At 23.3% G+C, this 20343-nt stretch carries 18 protein-coding genes and 2 tRNA genes; 5 read left to right on the top strand and 15 right to left on the bottom strand.

Annotated elements, in window-relative coordinates; genetic code table 4:
- Positions 1-56: 56 nt before the first annotated feature.
- The 15 genes from ACXX85_RS03525 to ACXX85_RS03455 form a co-directional block, all read right to left on the bottom strand.
- Entirely contained in the window at positions 57-626 is a 570-nt protein-coding gene (locus ACXX85_RS03525) for a ribonuclease HII (protein ID WP_458560639.1), read from the bottom strand.
- Between the two features lie 52 nt (positions 627-678).
- The gene (locus ACXX85_RS03520) at positions 679-1230 is read right to left on the bottom strand and encodes an inorganic diphosphatase (RefSeq protein WP_436359153.1); all 552 of its coding nucleotides are present in this window, start codon (positions 1228-1230) and stop codon (positions 679-681) included.
- Between the two features lie 29 nt (positions 1231-1259).
- A complete protein-coding gene (locus tag ACXX85_RS03515) occupies positions 1260-1964 on the bottom strand; it encodes a PQ-loop domain-containing transporter (protein ID WP_436359154.1) in 705 nt (234 codons plus the stop codon).
- Positions 1965-1966: 2 nt separating this feature from the next.
- Positions 1967-3364 (bottom strand): MSC_0618 family F1-like ATPase beta subunit, encoded by a 1398-nt coding sequence (locus ACXX85_RS03510; protein WP_458560638.1) that lies wholly within the window; start codon positions 3362-3364, stop codon positions 1967-1969.
- Between the two features lies 1 nt (position 3365).
- Positions 3366-4883 (bottom strand): MSC_0619 family F1-like ATPase alpha subunit, encoded by a 1518-nt coding sequence (locus tag ACXX85_RS03505; RefSeq protein ID WP_458560637.1) that lies wholly within the window; start codon positions 4881-4883, stop codon positions 3366-3368.
- 1 nt (position 4884) lies between these two features.
- A complete protein-coding gene (locus ACXX85_RS03500; RefSeq protein ID WP_458560636.1) occupies positions 4885-7233 on the bottom strand; it encodes a hypothetical protein in 2349 nt (782 codons plus the stop codon).
- Entirely contained in the window at positions 7217-7747 is a 531-nt protein-coding gene (locus tag ACXX85_RS03495) for a hypothetical protein (RefSeq protein ID WP_458559409.1), read from the bottom strand. Before ACXX85_RS03495 ends, ACXX85_RS03500 begins: the two co-directional genes overlap by 17 nt.
- Complete coding sequence (locus tag ACXX85_RS03490) at positions 7737-8591, bottom strand: MSC_0622 family F1-like ATPase gamma subunit (RefSeq protein ID WP_458559410.1); 855 nt, start codon at positions 8589-8591, stop codon at positions 7737-7739. Before ACXX85_RS03490 ends, ACXX85_RS03495 begins: the two co-directional genes overlap by 11 nt.
- The gene (locus tag ACXX85_RS03485; RefSeq protein WP_458559411.1) at positions 8581-9102 is read right to left on the bottom strand and encodes an MSC_0623 family F1-like ATPase-associated protein; all 522 of its coding nucleotides are present in this window, start codon (positions 9100-9102) and stop codon (positions 8581-8583) included. The genes ACXX85_RS03490 and ACXX85_RS03485 overlap by 11 nt, the downstream gene beginning before the upstream one ends.
- Before the next feature lie 1394 nt (positions 9103-10496).
- On the bottom strand, positions 10497-11750 hold the full coding sequence (glyA, locus tag ACXX85_RS03480; RefSeq protein ID WP_458559413.1) for a serine hydroxymethyltransferase: 1254 nt from the start codon (positions 11748-11750) through the stop codon (positions 10497-10499).
- 125 nt (positions 11751-11875) lie between these two features.
- Positions 11876-12070, bottom strand: coding sequence for a 50S ribosomal protein L32 (gene rpmF / locus ACXX85_RS03475; RefSeq protein WP_436359163.1), 195 nt, complete (start codon positions 12068-12070; stop codon positions 11876-11878).
- Between the two features lie 86 nt (positions 12071-12156).
- Positions 12157-12582 carry a Dps family protein gene (locus ACXX85_RS03470; protein WP_458557616.1) on the bottom strand — a complete coding sequence of 142 codons (426 nt, stop codon included), beginning with the start codon at positions 12580-12582 and terminating at the stop codon, positions 12157-12159.
- 1 nt (position 12583) lies between these two features.
- Positions 12584-13357 carry a DeoR/GlpR family DNA-binding transcription regulator gene (locus ACXX85_RS03465; protein WP_458557615.1) on the bottom strand — a complete coding sequence of 258 codons (774 nt, stop codon included), beginning with the start codon at positions 13355-13357 and terminating at the stop codon, positions 12584-12586.
- Positions 13358-13517: 160 nt separating this feature from the next.
- Positions 13518-13603 (bottom strand) — tRNA-Leu (locus ACXX85_RS03460).
- A gap of 2 nt (positions 13604-13605) precedes the next feature.
- A tRNA-Ser gene (locus ACXX85_RS03455) sits at positions 13606-13696 on the bottom strand.
- 332 nt (positions 13697-14028) lie between these two features.
- Here ACXX85_RS03455 and ACXX85_RS03450 point away from each other — a divergent pair.
- The 5 genes from ACXX85_RS03450 (at position 14029) to ACXX85_RS03430 (ending at position 20224) form a co-directional block, all read left to right on the top strand.
- On the top strand, positions 14029-15645 hold the full coding sequence (locus ACXX85_RS03450) for a hypothetical protein (RefSeq protein ID WP_458560635.1): 1617 nt from the start codon (positions 14029-14031) through the stop codon (positions 15643-15645).
- Between the two features lie 85 nt (positions 15646-15730).
- Positions 15731-16168, top strand: a complete 438-nt coding sequence (ybeY, locus tag ACXX85_RS03445) for an rRNA maturation RNase YbeY (protein ID WP_436359167.1) — start codon at positions 15731-15733, stop codon at positions 16166-16168.
- Positions 16168-16557 (top strand): cytidine deaminase, encoded by a 390-nt coding sequence (gene cdd, locus ACXX85_RS03440; protein ID WP_436359168.1) that lies wholly within the window; start codon positions 16168-16170, stop codon positions 16555-16557. The genes ybeY and cdd overlap by 1 nt, the downstream gene beginning before the upstream one ends.
- Positions 16557-17426: a GTPase Era gene (era, locus tag ACXX85_RS03435; RefSeq protein WP_436359169.1), complete on the top strand. Its 870-nt coding sequence runs from the start codon at positions 16557-16559 to the stop codon at positions 17424-17426. The genes cdd and era overlap by 1 nt, the downstream gene beginning before the upstream one ends.
- Before the next feature lie 119 nt (positions 17427-17545).
- A complete protein-coding gene (locus ACXX85_RS03430; RefSeq protein WP_436359171.1) occupies positions 17546-20224 on the top strand; it encodes an N-6 DNA methylase in 2679 nt (892 codons plus the stop codon).
- Positions 20225-20343 lie beyond the last annotated feature (119 nt).

Below are 20343 nucleotides of genomic sequence, written 5' to 3'. Positions count from 1 at the left end.
TAATTATTATTTTCATATCGCTAAAAAAAGGACATTTTGATTAATAATTTACAAAATTATTTAAAAATTTTTATTTTGTTGTGCATACTTTTGATAGGTTCAAAACTTTTTCGATGAATTGAACAAAAACCAAATTTTTTTAATGCTTCTTTGTGTTCTTTTGTTAAATAACCTGAATTTTGACTAAAATTATATACTGGAAAATCTTTGGAAATTTCTTTCATAAAGGAATCTCGCGTATATTTAGCAATTAAAGAAGCAGCAGCAATTGATAACGATTTAGAATCACCTTTGGTAATATTTTCTTGATTGATATTAGAATCAATTTTAACAAAATCAGTTAAAACTAAATCAATTTTTGTGTTAAATTTTTCAATTGAATTTTTCATTGCTTCTTTTGTTGCGTTTAAAATGTTAATTTCATCTATTGTTTGAGAGTCTATAAAAATTGTGTGATATTCTAATGAATTTTCTATAATTAAGTCTACAAGTTCTTTATGTTTGTTTTTAGGAATTTTTTTAGAATCAGTTATTTGATTGCTATCAAATTCAGTTTTTAAAATAACACAGGTTGCAACAACTGGTCCTGCTACACAACCACGACCAACTTCATCGCAACCTGCAATTATTTTTACTTTATTATTTAAAAAACTATCATCAAAGTTTTTTAATGTGCTTTTATTCGTATTTTTCAGGATGTTTTTCTTTCATTAATTTAATAAATTCTTCTTTTGGTAAATGAGAATATTCATTCATTAATTCAACACATTCATTGTATTCTTGAATAGCATATTCAATTCCTTCAAAACCATTTACAGAAGTAATTCCTGATCTTTTTCAATTTTTGTATGTGCTAAAAAATAATTCTACTTCTCTTAATCATCATTTTGGTAAATCTTCTAATTTTTGAATGTGATCTAAACGGTAATCATCTTCATGAACAGCTATTAATTTTGTATCTGTTTCACCATCATCAATCATTTTCATAGCTCCAATTATTCTTGCATTTAATACAGAACCACTAAAAAATGATTCATCTGAATAAACTAATACGTCTAATTCATCTCCGTCTCAATCTAGCGCTTCTCTTAAAGAACCATAATTAGCTGGATATCTAAAACCATCTCTTAAAATTCTATCTACTATAATTTGATTGGTTTTTCTATCATATTCATATTTTATATTTGATCCTTTTGGGATTTCTATATTTACTTGTACTATCTTTTTCATAATAAAAAATTTTATCATTTTTTCTCAATTTAGTTTGAAATATGTTCATTTTTGCTATGTTTTTTATTTTTTATTAAAATCATCAAAATCACTAATGAATTAGTAATAATTGCAAAACTGGATCAAATTAATAGTTGAATCATTTCTGTAATACTTATAGCAATGCCACCGTCTAAATTATAAATTGTAATCAATCCAGCAATTAATCAATAGGTAAATCATAAAATTTCCACAGTTAAAACAAGTGATTTATAAAATAATGATAACCCTTTCATTTTTTTGAAAAATAATCCTTTAATTAATTGTGGCAATGATGCAAATGAAATGCAAAAACTTGCAGCATTTATTAAAATTGAATTTACTATATTGTTATTGAATGAGATTATTTTAAGACTACTTAAAATAGTTAAAATAATTACTAAAATATAGGAAAACGACAGAAAAATGGCAATATAAATGTAATTTAGTTTTTTGGAATATTTGTAAAATAATACAATCAGTAAACTTAATAAACTTAAATCTACAAATGAAGCTATGAAAATGAAAATAGAAATTTCATTTTTAAAAATTGAATAAAAAATTCAAAAAATATAACTTAATCACAATACTCAAAAAGTTGTAAAACTTACCACTCCAACGTGTTTAGTTTTAAAAGTTTTATAAAGTTGTGGAACAGTTGAAAAAGGAGTAATAATAATAGCTAATATTCCTACTATTATTTGAGTTAAAATCATATTTAGTTTAACCTTTCTAATTTTAAATCAATTTCTTCTGTTGAATTAATGTATAAAAACTCTTTTGGATGGATATTTAAATAAGTTCCTGAAACAATTTTTTCTATTGAACTAATAGTTTTTTCAATAGAGATAAATTCTCCTTTTTCTTTTGTAAAATTACTTGCTGTTCTTAATTTTTGACTAAAAAAATTAATTAATTGCATTGCTTTTCTTGCTATTATTCAGTTTTCATTATCCAGTTGCTCTAAACCTAAAATAAGGATAATATCTTTTAATTCTTCGTATTTTTGAAGAATTTTTTTAGTTTCTGTAAGTGCATCAAAATGTCTTTTTCCAATATTTTCAATTGTCAATAAGCTTGAATTAGATTTTAGTGGATCAAAAGCTGGAAAGATACCATTAGATGCTATTTCTCTTGATAAAACTAAAACAGAATCTAAATGACTAAAAACAGCAATGGAACCTGGATCATTTATATCATCCATAGGTAAAAAAACTGTTTGAAAAGAAGTTATTCCACCATTTTCATTTTCATTAAGTCTTTCTTCAATATAAGAAACTTCGGAATTTAGTGTTGGTTGATAACCTACAGCTGACGGTTTTTTTCCAAGTGAAGAAGATAACTCATTACCTGCTTGAATAAATCTATAAATATTATCAATAAAAAGTAAAACATCTTCTTTTTCAACATCTCTTAAATATTCAGCTGCAGTTATTCCCATAGGAACTATTTTATTTCTTGAACCAGCTGTTTCATTCATTTGTGAAATGAAAATTATAGATTTTTCCAGTAAATTAGATTCTTTTAATTCATCTAGTAATTCTTGACCTTCTCTTGTTCTTTCACCAGAACCTATAAAAATAGAAGTCAATTTATTATTAAGTTTTTGTGAAGATAAGTTAAAGATTAATTCTTTCATTAAAACTGTTTTCCCTACTCCAGCTCCTCCTAAAATTCCAAGTTTAGTTCCTTTGAAAATAGGAATAAAAAAATCAATACATTTTACTCCTGTTTCTAAAAATAACTTGTTTTTAGTTTCAAATTTAACTTTTGTAATTGTTGAATCCAAATCTATCATTTTGAATTTTGATTTAGGTTGATTTAAAGATTCTCCTTTAATATTAAAAATGTTTCCTTTAGTTTTTAAACCTACAGGAACTTGAAGTTTTTTATCTTGCAAGATAACTTCTTGATTAATAAATAATTTAGTTGGATTGTGAATGATAATTGCTCTAACAACGGAATTGGAAATTATTTTTTCAACAAGTAAAATATTTTCTTCTTTTAAATCACTAATTATTTTTCCAATTTCAAGACTATTATTTGACAAATCATTTTCAATATCAAATTGAATTTCTACTGCATCTGTTAAAATTTTTGAAATTTTTCCATTCATTTTATTCACCTAAATACTCTTTCATTTCATTTTCACTTATTTTTTTAAAATTTATTTCTTGACTAATTTTCTTTGTTATTCCTTTATAATTGTAAAAATCATTAATTGCATTAATTATAAAATTTTTAAAATGAAATTCATCTACAAATTCTGAACTAATGAGTTTATTATAAATTTTATTAGCTCATTTGTTTTTTTGTAAAAAACTGAAAATAAATTCAAATAAGTCTTGATTGTCTTCATTAGCATCTAAAATGTTTCAAATTACTAGTTTTGAAAATAAAATAATTTCCCCTGTGTTTAGATAATGATTAAAACCTTTTTGAGTTAATATTTTTTCAATATTTTTACCTTGATTTAAAGTTTTAGTAAAGGTATCTGAAAGATTAAATTTAATATCATTAAGATTGTGATTTTTTATATAGTTATTATAGACTTTAGTCAACTCTTTTGATAATTCAGAAACTTGTTTATTTTGAACTGAACTTCCTGTTCTAGAAACAGAAATTGGATAATTTATAGCCGGAATAATTCCTGAATTAAATAGTTCACTACTTATTACAATTTGCCCATCGGTAATTGAAATTATATTGGAAGATATAAAAGAAGTAATATCGCCAGAATTTGTTTCCACAATAGGAAAAACAGTTATAGAACCTTCATCTTTAAAATTTCCACCTCTTTCTAATAATTTAGAATGAGTAAAAAAGACATCTCCAGGAAATGCTTCTCTACCTGCTGGTTTATTCAATAATAAAGAAATTTCCCTATAAATATTTGCGTGCTTAGTTAAATCATCTAATATTAAAATAACATCAAAATTATTTTTAGATAAATTTTCAGCATGAGCCATTGCAACATATGGTAATAAAAATTGATCATAAGAATTATCTGATTCAGCGTGTATAATGATACTTTTATCTAAGCAACCATTATTTTTTAAAATTTCATAAATTTCTGAAATAGAACTATTTTTTTGTCCAATGGAAGCATAAATAAATCTTATGTTATTATCAGAGCAATTGTTGATAATGGAAGAGAGAGTTAAATGGGTTTTTCCCGTTTTTCGATCACCAACAATTAGTTGTCTTTGACCTTTTCCTATTGGAGTAAATAAATCAATTCCAAAATATCCTGTAAATAAAGGTTGATTTATTTTTTTTCTTTCATTAATTCCTCTTGCAGTTTTAAAAATTTCAGATTTTCCAAAAGAAATAATATTGTTATTTTCTTTATAATTTTTATTTAAAATTTCACCTTTTATATTAATTATTTTTCCAAAAAAACCACTATTTGTTTCTATTTTGTCAAATAAAATAGGTTCTATTTCTTTATTTAACTCAATTTTAGTGTTAGGATTAGAAATAATTAAATCAGCTCTATCTTGACTTGCAGAAAGTAAAAAACCATAAAGATCTTTATTGATTTTAAAAAATTGATTTTGTTCGTAATTAAAATCACCTTCAACTTTAATTAAAAAGTTATTTATCGATTTTACAATTGGATTATTTTTTTTCATTTTACCTCATCAATTCTAATAATATATAAATCACAAAAACAAGAGTTGAACTACCTAAAACACCAGAAGAAAGTAGTAAAGTTAATTTTTGTTTTATTTTTTTATTTCTTTTAAAAATTAAAAATAAAATAGTCATTAAACTTGCAAGAGAAACAATAGAACCTACAGTTACTATAGATCATAAAATACCGAGTTCTACAGAGTTTTTAACCTTTTTAATTTCTAAAGGATTTAAATTTTTAATAAAATTTGCTGCATTATCTGCAAGGATTTTTTTAGTTTGATCATCAATTTGTTCAACTATATTTTTAATTTTTTCGTCAAAAATTGGATCAGGTTCTTTTTTAAGAATATCTTTAATTTCGTTTTTTTGTAATTCAAGTTTGTCTAAAATAGATTTTGCAATTTCAGAGTCAATTTTATTATTATTTTCCAGAATATTTTTTATTTTTTCTGCTTTGCCATCAATAGCAGCTCCTATAGCTGTATCTAAAAGATTTTTATTGTTTTCAAATAACTCTTTGTAATCATTTTTTAAAATTTCTTCTATTTTTTCTGTTTTTTCTTGTTTAGTTAAGTTTGAAAAATCAGGATTATTTTCAACTTCTTCTATAACATTAGAAATATTATTTTTTATATTATTTTCAGAAAAAAGAAATGCAGAAGCAAATAATGCTGCTTTTTGCTCTTCTGTTAAATTATGTAAATCTTCTTTATTTAAAAAATTATTAAAAACATCAACATTTTCTTTAAACATATTATTATAAATGTTATCTTTGTCTTCTTGAGTAAATTCAGGATTATCAGGGTTAATATGTTTTTCTTCCTTTTTAAATCCGGTTACTTCTGTAAAATAATTTTTTGTTTCTTCTCCATTGCTTATTTGAACTTCTGCAATCCCTATTGTTCCATCACTATCAGCTTTTTTTACTATTTTTTTAATTTTGTAATCAAAACCTTTAGTATCACCTGAAACATAAGCAATTTGTTCTAAAGGACTATAGAATCTTGCGTTAGAAGCTGTTATTTCTTTTCCTTTATCTGTTAAATTTAAAGGTAATTCATCAGCTAAATTAATATCTTGAACTTTATTTAATAAAATATTTTCATAAAGGAATTTCCCTTTTTTTTGGAATAAATAATGCTGATTTGGAGCAATAATTTCAAAAGAATTAGTATCAATTTTACTTGTTAATGTAAAATTGATTAAAACATCTTTTCTTTCTGATTCCAAAATATGTTTTTCTATTGAATTTATTTCAAAATTAAATTTATCATTTGGATCAAAACTATAAAAATCACTAGCGGTTATTTCATCGAAATTTTTATTTTTTGATGTATCTTTTAAGTATATTCTTTTTTGTTCAATTAAATTATTGTAATAGTTATTTAATAATAAATTTTCATATTCAAAAAATGAGTATTTAAATTCGAAATGTTCATCAAAAAATAGAAAAACGTTATTTAAATTAATTTTTGCTCTTATGTCAATAGTTCTACCGTTATTTGATTGTGTAATTTCAGGATCTTTTACAATAAATTCATCAGTATATTTAAATTCTGGATTAGGCTTTTCAATATAAATATCATTTTTCTTTAAATTGAATGTACTTTTTTCAAGAGCTTCTGGTTTAATTTTTATTATTCCTAATTTATTTTCATTTCTAGCTTGCATTAAGATATTTCTATCTCTATAAATATGTTCTCTTAGCTTTTCTTGAATATTATATGCAATAAAATCTGTACCATTGAAATTTCTAACTTGATTTTCTAAATTAAAGATAATACTATTAATTTTAGTTTTTTCAACATCAGTTATTTCTTTATCATCTAAGTTGAAATCGTAACCATAAATAGGGAAATTACCGGGATTAGTTAATCAATTGGAATCACTAATATAAACATTATTTATTCTATTTAAAAAAGAAGATAAAATGTTTAATCTTTCATCTTTTGAGAGAGTATTGATGATTTTGGATTCTTCGTTTGAAATGGAATTTCTAGACAGATAAGTTTCTTGTTTTAGAAAATCAAAGTCATTATTAATATAACTTTTAAGAGAATTTTCGATAATAGAAAAATTATTATTAAGAATTTGGTAATATCTATTTTTTTCATATTCCGCTTTAGTTGGAAAAGAATTTTTTAATTCTTGTAAGCTTTGAGTATATAATTTAGCAATTTTATTTTTTAAAGTAGAAAGGATATGATCAACTTGTTCTGTTTTGTAATTATCTATTTCATCAATTTCATTGTTGCTTAATAAAGAAATTGATGAAAATACAGGAATTATGGGCAAAGTTAATATTAATAATCTTCTAAAAAATTTAAATTTATTTCGTTTTTTCATCTTTAAAATATATCTTCGATCCTTTCATTATTTTTAAAATTTCATATTCTTCAACAACCTTATATTTTGTTAGAATATCATTAATATCCATACCTACTTTACTTTGTCTAAAAACCTTTTTATACTTTTTTTTAGCTTGTTTATATTTAATTTTAATTTCTTTTAATTTAATTTTATCATTTTTAATAGAAAAAAGTTGCTTAATATAATTAAAAACTATTACTTCTAAAGTTTTGGAATTTTTATCATTTTTAATTATTGTTTTATCTACTAAAAATAGCTTAATAATATTTTCTTTATTTCTAATTTTTATAATTGCATTATCTAAAGAACAAAAAACATTTTCTTTAAATGAAAAATAGTTTTTTTCTTTTGGAATATAAATGTTAATATTGCTTTCAGAAAACATTTCTATAATTTTATTACTTTTAATAATATTTACATTAAAAAAAGACTTCTTTTTTTTAAAAATAAGATTTTTTGATCATAAACTGGTTAAAACTTTACTCTTCATAATTTTCCTTTGGTAATTGTGATAATAACACAATTTCTTCCGTTAAGTTCTGTCTTTTTAATTCCCTTGTTTTAATTTTGATATTTTCTATATTTTTTTCAATTTCTTTTAATATTCTTGTTTCGTGAATTAATTGTTGTTTTAACTTAAAAAAAGATGATTCATAAATTAAAGCAGGAACAATAGAGTTTAAATAAATTAAAAAAAGATTTTTAATAAAATTGAAAATATCAGGAAAAATTAAATGTTCATTTGTAAAAGAAATTTGCTGGAAATTAGTTGAATTATTTAAATCAAAATTAAATTTATCAATAGGTAAAATTGTGATGGAATTATCTTTAATTCTATTGGAATTTAAAACAAAAATTACTTCTGAGACAATTTTATTTCCATAAATTTCAGAAATAATTTTTTCCAGTTCATAAATTTGTTGTTCATTTGTATTTTCAGTTTGAAAAATAGGAATAATTTTATTTTTGTTTGCAAAATTTATAGCTTCAATACCAATTGTAATTAAAAAATCCTTCTTAAAGTTAAACTTTTTTAATAGTTCATCATTTATGTTGTTATAGTTTAGATAATTTAATTCTATTTTTTCAGAAACATAAATTCAAAGTTTGGAATTATTTTTTTCTTTATTAGATTTTTTAAAGAAAAAAGAGTTTAATTTATATCTATTTTCAATTGAAAAAAGAATGTTTTTTACATTAATTGAAGAAAAAACTTTTTCTTCAAAACCTTTATTAATATTAGAAATTTTTAAAATTGTGTTTAATCTACTAATTTTAGTTGTTGCATGAAGATTTTCAAAAACTTTAAGTGAATTTGAGTTGTTAGATTTCATTTTTTACTCTTTTAATTTGTTTTTCATTGTAAAATAATTCAAAGTTTTCATCTTTGTTAAAATAAATAATAATTCCATCAATTAAAACTAACTTTTTTTCTTTTTGAATTACATCAATAACATATTCAGTAAAAATGTTCTGAATATTTTTAAAAATTTCATTGTTTGAAAAATCTAATTTTTCTTGTAAAAAAATGTTATCTTTTTTTATTGTTGGGAAAATAAATTTATCGTTTTTCATTCATATAATTGAAAAAAGACCAAAATCAATTTCTTTTTTTTCAAAAAAACTTTTTTCATAAATTTTAAAAAAAGAATCAAAGTTTTCAATTTCTTCTTTTGAATTTAAAAGCAGTTTTATATTGTTTAAAATGTCTTTTAAATGCACTGTTTGATTATCATTTATAAATTTATTGTAATTTTCTAAAATTCAAAAATAATCGTTATTTTTCTTTAGTTCACTACGGATTTTTTTAAATTCTCTTTCTTCTTTTTTTAAAAAATTAAACATTTTTAACTCCTTTTTTTGTTGATTTTAAAATTAATAAATTGTAAAAAGATAACAACAAAATATTAAATAGTATATAAAAAATTATAATAGAATAAAATAAAACTTCAATATTTAAAAACTCATTAATTAAATAAAATAAATTGTTATTTTTTAAATAAAAGACAATTGTAATTATTAAAGTAAAAAAGTTAACAAATAATCTAACAAATAACCTTTTAAATAAATCTCACTTTCTATGCTTTAAACAAAATAAAACTAAGATTAAAAAGTTAGAAATACCATTTATAAAAAGATTTATATCAGTAATTTGAATTCCAGAAACATTTTTAGATGAATTAAAATCAAAAAGAATTCTTATTAAATAAAATAACATTCATAAAAGAAATATTGAGCATAAAGTAAAAATTTTTATTATTTGATCTGTTTTAAAAATGTTTTTAAAATTTAAGACTAAAAAATAGTAAATTAAAATTATTACAATACTAAAACCTAAATAAATATAATTTCACGCTTTGAAATGGAAATGAGTAGCAAACTGAATGAAAAATAAAAGCAAGGTTAAAAACATTGAAATTATTGAAATTCATAAAAATAGCTTATTAAAATCTTTATTTTTTGCTTTTATTTCCCAAAAATTGAAAAAACTATAAACAAAAGGAAAAAGAGTTATACATAAACCAATAATTAATAAAGTTTTTAAAACAAAATCTGATATTTTTCAATCATTTATTAAAAAGTGGAAAAAAGGATAATTTGCGATATTACTTATTCCAGTTTTTTCTACATATAGAGAAAAGTTAATATAAAAAATTAAAAAAGCAAAATAATAAATAAATTTACTTACGTAAGAATAAATAGTTCATTTATATTTAAGTTTTAGTTTTACATCATTTTTTTTAAAAATAAAGTAGTTGTAAAAATTGTAAGCACAATTTAAAACTATTACATATAAAAGTAAATAAACTGCTAAATTTAAATTAAAGGTAAACTTCTCTTTACTGAAAGTATCAACATTAATGTATAAAAATAAAGATAAACCAAAAAATGCAATAGAAGTTAGAAGAAACAAAGAAGCAAATATAAAATAATACTTAATTTTTCACAAATGTAATTGTACACCAGTGTAAATTTTAAATAAGTATAAATAAGATACAAAACTAAAAAATCAATAAGTCACTGAAAACAGAACTTTGCTTTCTAAATTGATATGACTATAATTATTGAGTTTTATAAAATTATTAAAAAATACATAGTTTATTGTAAAATAAATTGAATATAATATCAAGACAAAAATTTTAAAAAATAAAATAATTTTGCTTTGTTTTTTGAATAAAATTTCTTTTCAATCTATTTTAAATGAGTTAAAAATTAAATAATTTTTCTTTGGTTTCATTTTAGTTTCAATAAGATTTTTTTATAGGAAAATCTTTAGTTAATTTTATTACTTCTTGTTTTAATGCTTCTAACTCTTTTTGGTTTTCACTATTTAACAAAGCTTTATTTATAATATTGGCTAATTGCTTAAATTCTTTTTCTTTAAAACCTCTAGAAGTCATTGCAGCAGTTCCTAGTCTAACTCCTGAAGTTACAAAAGGAGATTCATCATCATTTGGAATTGTGTTTTTATTAACGGTAATATTGATTTTTTGCAAAATAGAAGAAGCTGATTTACCTGTTGTTTTATAAGATTTTTTAACATTTATAGTAAATAAGTGATTATCAGTTCCGCCAGAAATTATTTCTACTCCATTTTTTTGAAATTCTTCCGAAAAAGCCCTTGAATTCTTTATAATCTGTTTGCAATAGTCTTTAAAAAAAGGTTGTAGTGCTTCATTAAAAGCAACCGCTTTTCCTGCGATGCTATGAAATAAAGGACCACCTTGATAACCGGGAAAAACTCATCTATCGATTTTTTTAGCAATTTCTTCATTATTTGTCATTATGATACCACCACGAGCACCTCTTAATGTTTTGTGAGTTGTCGAAGTAATTATGTCTGCATATTCTACAGGTGATGGATGTAAATCTGAAGCAATAAGTCCAGCTATATGTGCAATGTCAGCCATTAAGTAAGCACCTACTTCATCTGCAATTTTTCTAAATTTAGAAAAGTCTATTGTTCTTGAATATGCTGAATAACCGCATATAATTAAATTGGGTTTAACTTCTTTTGCTACTTTTAAAATTTGCTCATAATCTAACAAACCATTAGAATCAACATCATAAGAAAATGATTGATAAAATTTTCCAGAAAAATTTATGTTATATCCATGTGTCAAGTGACCACCAGAGCTTAGTGACATTCCTAAAACTTTCCCTCCTGGTTCTACAATTGAAGCAATAGCAGCTGCATTTGCTGTCGAACCAGAATAAGGTTGAACATTAGCAAATTTTACTTTGAATAATTTCTTGAGTCTTTCAATAGCTAAATTTTCTACTTCATCCACATTTTCACAACCATCGTAATATCTTTTTCCTGGATACCCTTCACCATATTTGTTAGTTAAAATGCTTCCTGTTGCTTTTAATACATCTTCTGAAACATAATTTTCAGAAGCTATTAATTCAATGTGTTCTTCTTGTCTTTGAAGTTCTTTATTTATTGCATTAGCAATTTCTTTATCTTTTAACTCTATGTTTTTATACATTTTTAACCTCATTTAATTTTACTATTATAATTTTACTTCAAATAGAAAAAAATCAAAGCTTAAAGCCTTGATTTTAAATTAAAATATATTAGTTTTTATACGTTATTAATAAATTTGATTAATAATTATTTGTCGTTTAAAGCTGTAAAACCTTGAACTTTTTGTCCTTTATAAAAACCACAAAATCTACATACTCTATGTTGTTGGATACCATTTGAACAGTTTGTACATTTAATTAAGTTTTGTACAACTAAAGCATCATGAGTTCTTCTTTTATGTTTACGTTGTTTAGAAGTTTTTCTCTTTGGAACTATAGCCATTTTTCCCCCTCTGTATATCTAAGATAATTTTATTATAGATTTATATTTTATAATTTTACATTAAAAAGAAAAAAAATAAAGAATATTTATTTAATTTCTTTTAACATTGCTGAAAATTGTCATAATCATTTATCAAATGATAATAAAATTTCATCAAAAATTGGTTGAACTCTTGCACTTCATTCAAAACTTTCACTTTCTTTTAATAAAGTTTCTAAATCCAAAACAAGAAGTTGTAAAGCTGTTTTATAGTCAAATTCTTTTGTTGATTCTTCTTTGATAAATGAAAGTTCTAAAATTTCTTTAAAACTTCCAATTGCTTGTGATTTTTTCATCACTACTTTTTCAGCAATTTCATCAATAAATCCTAAAACTTCTGCTTTTAATTTATCTGTTTCTTCGTGAATTTCAAAAAATTCAATCCCTTTAATATTTCAATGTATATTGTTAGTTTTTTGATAAAAAACTTGTAAGCTTGCTTGTATTTCTTTTAATTTTTTAAGCTCTTGCATTTTAATATTCATCCTTAGTTCTAATTAAATTCAATCCTTCAAATTCTTTTTCTTTTTTATAATTTGTAACTACTAAAACTAATTTGTCAGATGGTGTAAAATCATAGAATGTTCCAAATCCAAATTTTTCTTCGGTCGCTAAAACAACAACAAGTTCAGAATGTTGAGCTACAAAGTTTTTCATTTTCCCATCACCTATTTCTGTTGTTGTTAGTTTTCCATTTTCGTCAATACCACTAACACCTAAAAATGCTATTTGGAATTTAAAATTTTCAATAGCTGATAAATCATGAGAATTTGTTGAAAGACTTTTATGTTTTATTTTTCCACCTACTACATAAATATTTTTGAATCCCATTTCAACAGCTTTCATAGCATTATGGATAGAATTTGTAAAAATATTAACATCAGTATCTAAATATTCAAGTAAATAATAACAAGTAGAACCTGCATCTAAATAAATGTTTAAGTAATCTTTCGCTAAAACAGCAGCTGTTCTAGCAATGCTCCTTTTTGCCTCTACATTTACTTTAATTTCGTCAATAACAATTTTATCTAAATAATTTCTTTTTTCGTTATAAACAATTTCACCAAAAGGTCTTTTAACATAACCTTCTTCTTCAAGTTTAAGAAGGTATCTTCTTGCAGTACTTTTTGTTAATTGGAATTTTTGTTCAATTTCAATAGGTTTTAAAATCTTTTTAGTTCTTATGTATTCGTTTATTTCCTTTTGTTTTGCAAAAGACATAATTTTTTTATTTTTTGAATCTTCCACATTACTCCTTTCTGATTTTATCATTAAACTTATTATAGATAAAAACAAACAAATTATATCATTTTAAAGTATTTTTCAATATATTTAATTCAAAAATTTTCATTTTTTTTCAAAAGTAAAAGAAAATCCGCAAAAGCGGATTTTAATGGTCTTTTTGATATGGTGCTCAAGACGGGACTTGAACCCGAACGCGATTTCTCGCACTAGAACCTCAATCTAGCGTGTCTACCATTTCACCACCTGAGCAATGGCGGAATAGACAGGATTTGAACCTGCGCGAGAGTTGCCTCTCCTAATACGTTTCCAACGTATCCCCTTCAGCCTCTTGGGTACTATTCCATATACATTATAATTATATAAAAAATTCTTTTTTTTAATACAAAATATACTTAAATTTTCTTATTTATTTAATTTTTTAAACTCAAAAACTTCAAAAAAAGCGTAAAAAACTCAGTTTTTGCCTTTTTTAAGATAAATTATCTCTATTTTTGTAACTTAAGAGTTATAATTCAAATATATTTATTTAAATTCTTTTTAATTAAATTGTAAGTAAGTTACTAACTGCTATATATATATATATATATAGAAAAGCACTCTTTATTTTCTTAAGTATTTCTATATATTATGCAAATTAATAATTTAATTTAAATAAATTAGAAAAAAGGAGAAAAATGAGTAAAAAAATTAAAAAGGTATTTCCAAAATTGGCGTTAGCCAGTCCATTATTACCAATAACTATGGTAATTTCATGTAATGATACAACTGATACCAAACATAATGAACCTAAAAATCCAGGATCAGGAACAACACAAACAGAACCAGTTAAAGAAAATCCAAACCCTGTGATAACACCTATTGCAGAACTACCAGGAAATAATGATGATAAAAATAAAAGTGAAAATCCACCAAAAAATAATGCTAAAGTTTCCGACCCTGAGAAAATAAATGATAAAAACAAATCTGAAAATCCAAGTAATTCACAACCAAAAGACGATAATAAAACACAAACTGTTCAAAAAGAAGATAAAACCACTTCTGATTCAAAAGATAACGACAAAGCACCTGAAAATGGTTCTGTTGATCAAAAAAATGAAAATCCAGAACTAAATAGCAATTCAGACAAAACTAAAGATGATTCACAAAACCCAGATACTGCAACAACAAATCCAAAAGTTCAAACACAAGATTCTGAAGTTGTTTTTGACAGAAAATTTCAAGTCTTACATGTTTCAAAAGAAGAAGAAAAACAAATTCTTGACGACCAATTTAATAAAATCGATAAAACTAAAGATAACAACAGCACAGTAGAAGGACAAGATAATTCAACTAGCGAACCTGTAGAACCAAAAAAACCACAAATTCCTTTAACTAAGGAACAAAAAGAAATTCTAAATGAACAATATTTAAAACAAGATTTAAGTAACACATCAACTACAATAGGTAATGTTGAACCTGTAGTTTTTGACAGAAAATTTAAAAAATTAGACGTTACTAAAGAGAAAGAAAAAGAAATTGTTGATGAGCAAATTAAGAACATTGATAAAACAAAAGATAACAATAGTGTAGTTGAAGGACAAGATAATAACAATAATAATAGTGAATCAGAAAAACCTAAAACACCACAAATTCCTTTAACTTCTGAACAAAAACAACAACTTAGTGATCAACTAAAAAATCAAGATCCAAAAAATACTTGAACAACTATTGGCGATGATAGCTCACAAAGTTTTAATAGAAAATTTACAAAATTAGATGTTACTAAAAAAGAAGAAAAACAAATTCTTGATGATCAACTAAATAAAATTGATAAAACTAAAGATAACAACAGTACAGTAGAAGGACAAGACAATTCAACTAGCGAACCTTCAGAACCAAAAAAACCACAAGTAGAGTTAACAGCAGATCAAAAACAAAAACTTCACGATCAATTAGAAAATCAAGATCCTGATAATACTTGAACTACAATTGGAGATGAAATACCAAAACAATTTGACAGAAAATTCAATGTTATTTCAGTTTCTAAAGAACAAGAAGATAAAGAATTAAAAGAGCAAGCTGCTAAATCACAAGATAGTGAAATCGATATTGTTGATGATTCTGAACCAAAAGATACTCCTGTTGAAGAACCTAAAGCAAACAAAGATAAGCAACAAGAACAACCAAAAGTTGAACTTAAAAAATCAAATGATTATAAAGTTATTGAATTAACAAAAGCACAAGAAGATGAGCAATTAAGCAAACAACAACAAAATGCAGAAGAAAACGAAATCGAAATAGATTTAGACTAAAAATAGATATTCTCAAATTTTAGAGAATATTTTTTTAATATTATAAAAAAATATTATAATTTTAAATATGATAAAGGAAAATAAATTGAATTTTTCAAATAACACAAACTATCAATTTCGTTACTTGAAAGAATTTAAAGAGATTTTAAATCTTGCACATCAAGAATTTAAAGCTAGAAAAAAAATTGTTGTTGATTTTTTACTCACGGATAATGAACAAATTAAAATAATTTCCAAAGAATATAGAAAAAAAGATAAAGTTACAGATATTCTTTCTTTTGGAACTAATTGAAGTGATTTTGATTTTTTAGATTTTTTACCACTTGGAGAAATAATTATTTCTTATCAAAAAGTTAAAGAACAAGCTAAAGAATATGGTCACACACTAAAAAGAGAATATTGCTATCTTTTTGCTCATGGTTTAGCTCATTTATTTGGATTTGATCATCTAACAAAAGAAGATGAAGATAAAATGAATTATCACGTTGATAAAATAATGAAGAAAATGGAGATTAGTAGATAATGTACATAAAATTAAAAAAACTTTTAGATAACTCTTATTCACCTTATTCAAATTTTGCAGTTGCTGCAATTTTAAAAAATAAAGACGGAAAAGAATGAAATGGTGTTAATGTAGAAAATGCTGCATATCCTTCTGGAATGTGTGCAGAAAGAAGCGCTCTTTTTGGAGCTATTTCTTACGGATTTAAACCAAGAGAAATTACCGAAATTCATATAATATCAAGGAAAAATGAATTCATCTCTCCTTGTGCAGGTTGTAGGCAAGTTATGAGTGAATTAATGCCACTTGATGGTAAAATATTTCAATATTCTAATGATGGTACTTGCAGAGTAAATACTGTTCTTGAAATGGTTCCTTTCCCTATTTTAAGTGAGGATATTAAAGTTTAATGAAAGTGTGTTTTGTTGCAATTATAGGTAGACCAAATGTTGGAAAATCATCTTTACTTAATGCTATCTTACAATATGATTTATCAATAGTAAGTGCAAAACCACAAACCACAAGAGATCAAATAAACGGAATTTATAATGAAGAAGGATATCAAATTGTTTTTATTGATACTCCTGGTATTCATAAAAGCAAGCAAAAATTAGGTGATTCATTAAACAATAGTTCTTATGAATCTTTAAAAAACGCAGACTTAATTTTATTTTTACAACCTGCTGATCAAGAAATTGGAACAGGTGATTTTATGATTTTAGAAAAAATCAAAAATTTTAAAAATAAAATTGCTCTTATTACAAAAGTGGATCTTGTTTCTGATAAAGAAACGCTCAAAAGAAAAGCAGAACAACTTAAATCAAAAGGATTTTCCCTTGTATTAGGTACATCCATCACTTATGAACAAACAATTCAAGAATTAATTAATGAAATTAAAAAGTATAGCTATGAATCTGAACCTTTTTATCCAGTTGAAGATATAACAGATAAAAGTATGCGTTTTCTTGCTAAAGAAATTGTTCGTAAAAACGCTATTAATCTTTTAGAAGATGAAGTGCCTCATAACATTGCTGTTATAGTTAATGATTTTATTGAAAAAGAACATTCAATGCAAATAGATGTAACAATATATGTTTCAAGAGATTCACAAAAAGGAATTGTTATTGGTAAAAACGGAGCAATGATTAAACAAATAGGAATAAATTCAAGAAAAGAACTTGAAGAACTTTTTAATAGTAAAATTTTTCTCTCTACCAATGTGAAAGTAAGTAAAAATTGAGTAAATAACGAAAAAGTAATTAAAAAAATGGGATATTAATTAATAATTAATCTAATTTTATAATTAGATTTTTTATTTTTATAACTATAAATAAAAAACGAATTTTAAAATATAATTATAATAGTAGAAACTTATTTTAAAATTCAAAGGAGTATAAAATGGAACAAAAACAAAATAAAATCAAAGCAGTATCTTTTTGAACAACTCAAATTGATTATTTCATAAAAAATTGAAATATTTTTAGAAAATTAACAGCAACTGATTTTTACAAATTCAAACATCTAACCTTATATTTTGCTTTTTACAAATATCTTTCAAGAAAACAAGAAGTTTTTATGAAACAAAATTTAAAGATAGATGAAAATGCATTCAAGTATTTTGATTATTCTTATTTTAAATATAAATCATTATTCAGAAAAACTAAATATTTTAACTCTTTTGAAGAAATTAAAAACATTTACAAAACAGTTCAAAATGAACTTGGTTACTTCATTTTTAACGATAATTTATTTAGTACTTTATATAAAGAATATATGGCAAGTCATAGTTCAAATATTACTTTTGAAAAAATACTTGAGAGATTTGAACTCTTTCATAATCATATTAAAAAAAATGATAAATATACCTATTTATTTAGTGATATATTTTATATTTCTAAAAATGAAATTGAAAAAAACTGAAAAAATAAAAAAGATTTAAAAATGCTAATAGAAGAAGCAATATCTGTTGTTGAACTAATAAATATTGATTATCAAAACGATCATTTTATTTTTAAAGAGATATTTGAATTTTTAATTAGTGAATTTTCTGAAGAAAATAAAAATGCAAATGAAGGTTTTTATACACCTAATGATGCTTCAATTATAGTTTCAAAAATAGTTTTAGAAGATGTTAAAAATAAAGATGAACTTAAGATTTATGATCCAACAGCCGGAACTTCTTCTTTAATGTTAAATGTAGGTAAAACCTTTGAAAAATATAAAAATGAATCAGATTTAGTTCAATATAATGCAATTGAAATTGATAGTTGAAATTACAACATAAGTAGAATGAATTTTATAATTAATAATGTTGATTTTAAAAATTGAAAAATCAAAAATGCTGATTCATTTACCAGTTATTCACCAAATGATTTATATAAAACAAATAATCCTAAAGCAGATGTAGTATTATCACATATTCCTAATTCTAAAAGTTGAAATTCAGAAATATCTAAAAATTTCAACCCTTATTTTAAAGAATATGGTACACCACCTAAAACCAAAGCAGATTGAGCTTTTATTTTACAAGGTTTATACAATTTAGATGATGAAGGAATTATGGTTATTTTAGCACCAGAATCAATCTTAACAAGTGCTTCAGTAGAAAAAGAGATTAGAAAAAAACTTGTGCTTGAAAATCATTTAGACTCAATTATTTATTTACAAAATAAATTATTTTCTGGAACCTCCAACACTGATGTTTTATTAATCTTTAAAAAGAATAAAATAAATAAAGATATTTTTATGATTAATGCAACTAATTTATTTGTAAAATTAAACAATGATATTTGCAAATTAAGTCCTGATAACATTGAGAATATTTTAAATACTTATAAAGATAAAAAAGAAATCAAAGGATTTTCAAAACAGGTTTCTATCCAAGAAATTACCTCTAATAATTTTGATCTTCAAATTTCTAAATACATAACAAAAGAAGATGTTAACTCTTCCAATCAAGAATTTAATAAAATTCATAATTTACTAACAGTAGAAGACTTTAGACCTGTACAAAAATATTTTGATGAAATTAGTGGTTTACAAGATCAAATAGCAATTAAAGTAAATAATTCAGGTTATAAAATAGTTAATGCTGAAAAAATAACATTATTAGTTTTAGAGTCCAAAATAATTAAAAAAATAGAAACTAAAATGGAAAAAGTTAGAGAAAAAATCGTTGACTACTTTATTCCTTTTTTCACTGAAATCGATGAATTTCCAGAAAATTGAGAAGAAATTATTAAAAGTGAAATAGATAGATTTGCTAACGCTTCAATTAAAAACATTCCTTTTTTAGATAAGGAAAAATTAATGTTTGAATTACAAAAAGCAGTAGATGAATTTATTATTCCTGAAATATCTGTATTTAAAGAAAAAAGAAAAATGAATTTTGATAGATTAATGGATAGTTATATAAGAAAATTTTCAGAAGGAGAAAAAGAATCAGATCTTATTAATTTCTTATTAGTTATTTCTGTAGAAGCAGATGAAAATGCTGAAGATTTAATTCATATGAAAGAACTAAGAGACAAAATAGAAGAGCGAATGAACTCATTACTCTTAGAAATTTCTACTTATCCAGAATGTCAAACTTTATTTAAATCAAGTAAAATTAAAACAAGTGATTTAGAAAGAATTAAAAAACTTTTAAATCCTGCAAGCACTCAAACTGAAACAGAAAAAGAAATTAAATTCAAAATAGCTGAAGTTTATGATTATTTAAATTATCTAAGAAGACTTGACAACAATATTAGTTCTTTAGAAGAAACAATATTTCAAACTACTCTTGATTCTTTAAATGAAATTAAAAACTATCAAGAATTAATAAATTATCTTGCTTTTCAATGAGCTAATTATTTAACTGATTTAACAGTAAAAACAGAAAGTTATTTAACTCATGCAATAATTGAAGACTTAGAATTATTTGTTTCTAATAACAATGACAAATCTTTAAATTTTTTAGATAAAGATTATAAATGAGTCTTACCTAACTTAATACAAACAATGAAATTTCTCTCAACTATGCATGTACAAAAAGAAAAACTGGAATTTATTACAAAAATATTAAATAAACAATAAAAGGAGAAAAATGTCAAATAATACAAAAAATAATTTAGTCCCTTCTTTGAGATTCAAAGAATTTACTCACGCTTGAGAACAGGACGTCCTAGAAAATTTAGCAACAGTTTCAAACGGAA

The organism is Mycoplasma sp. Z386, from assembly GCF_054343375.1.
The sequence above is the reverse complement of the archived record's forward strand: the minus strand, read 5'-3'. Positions and strand labels throughout refer to the sequence as shown.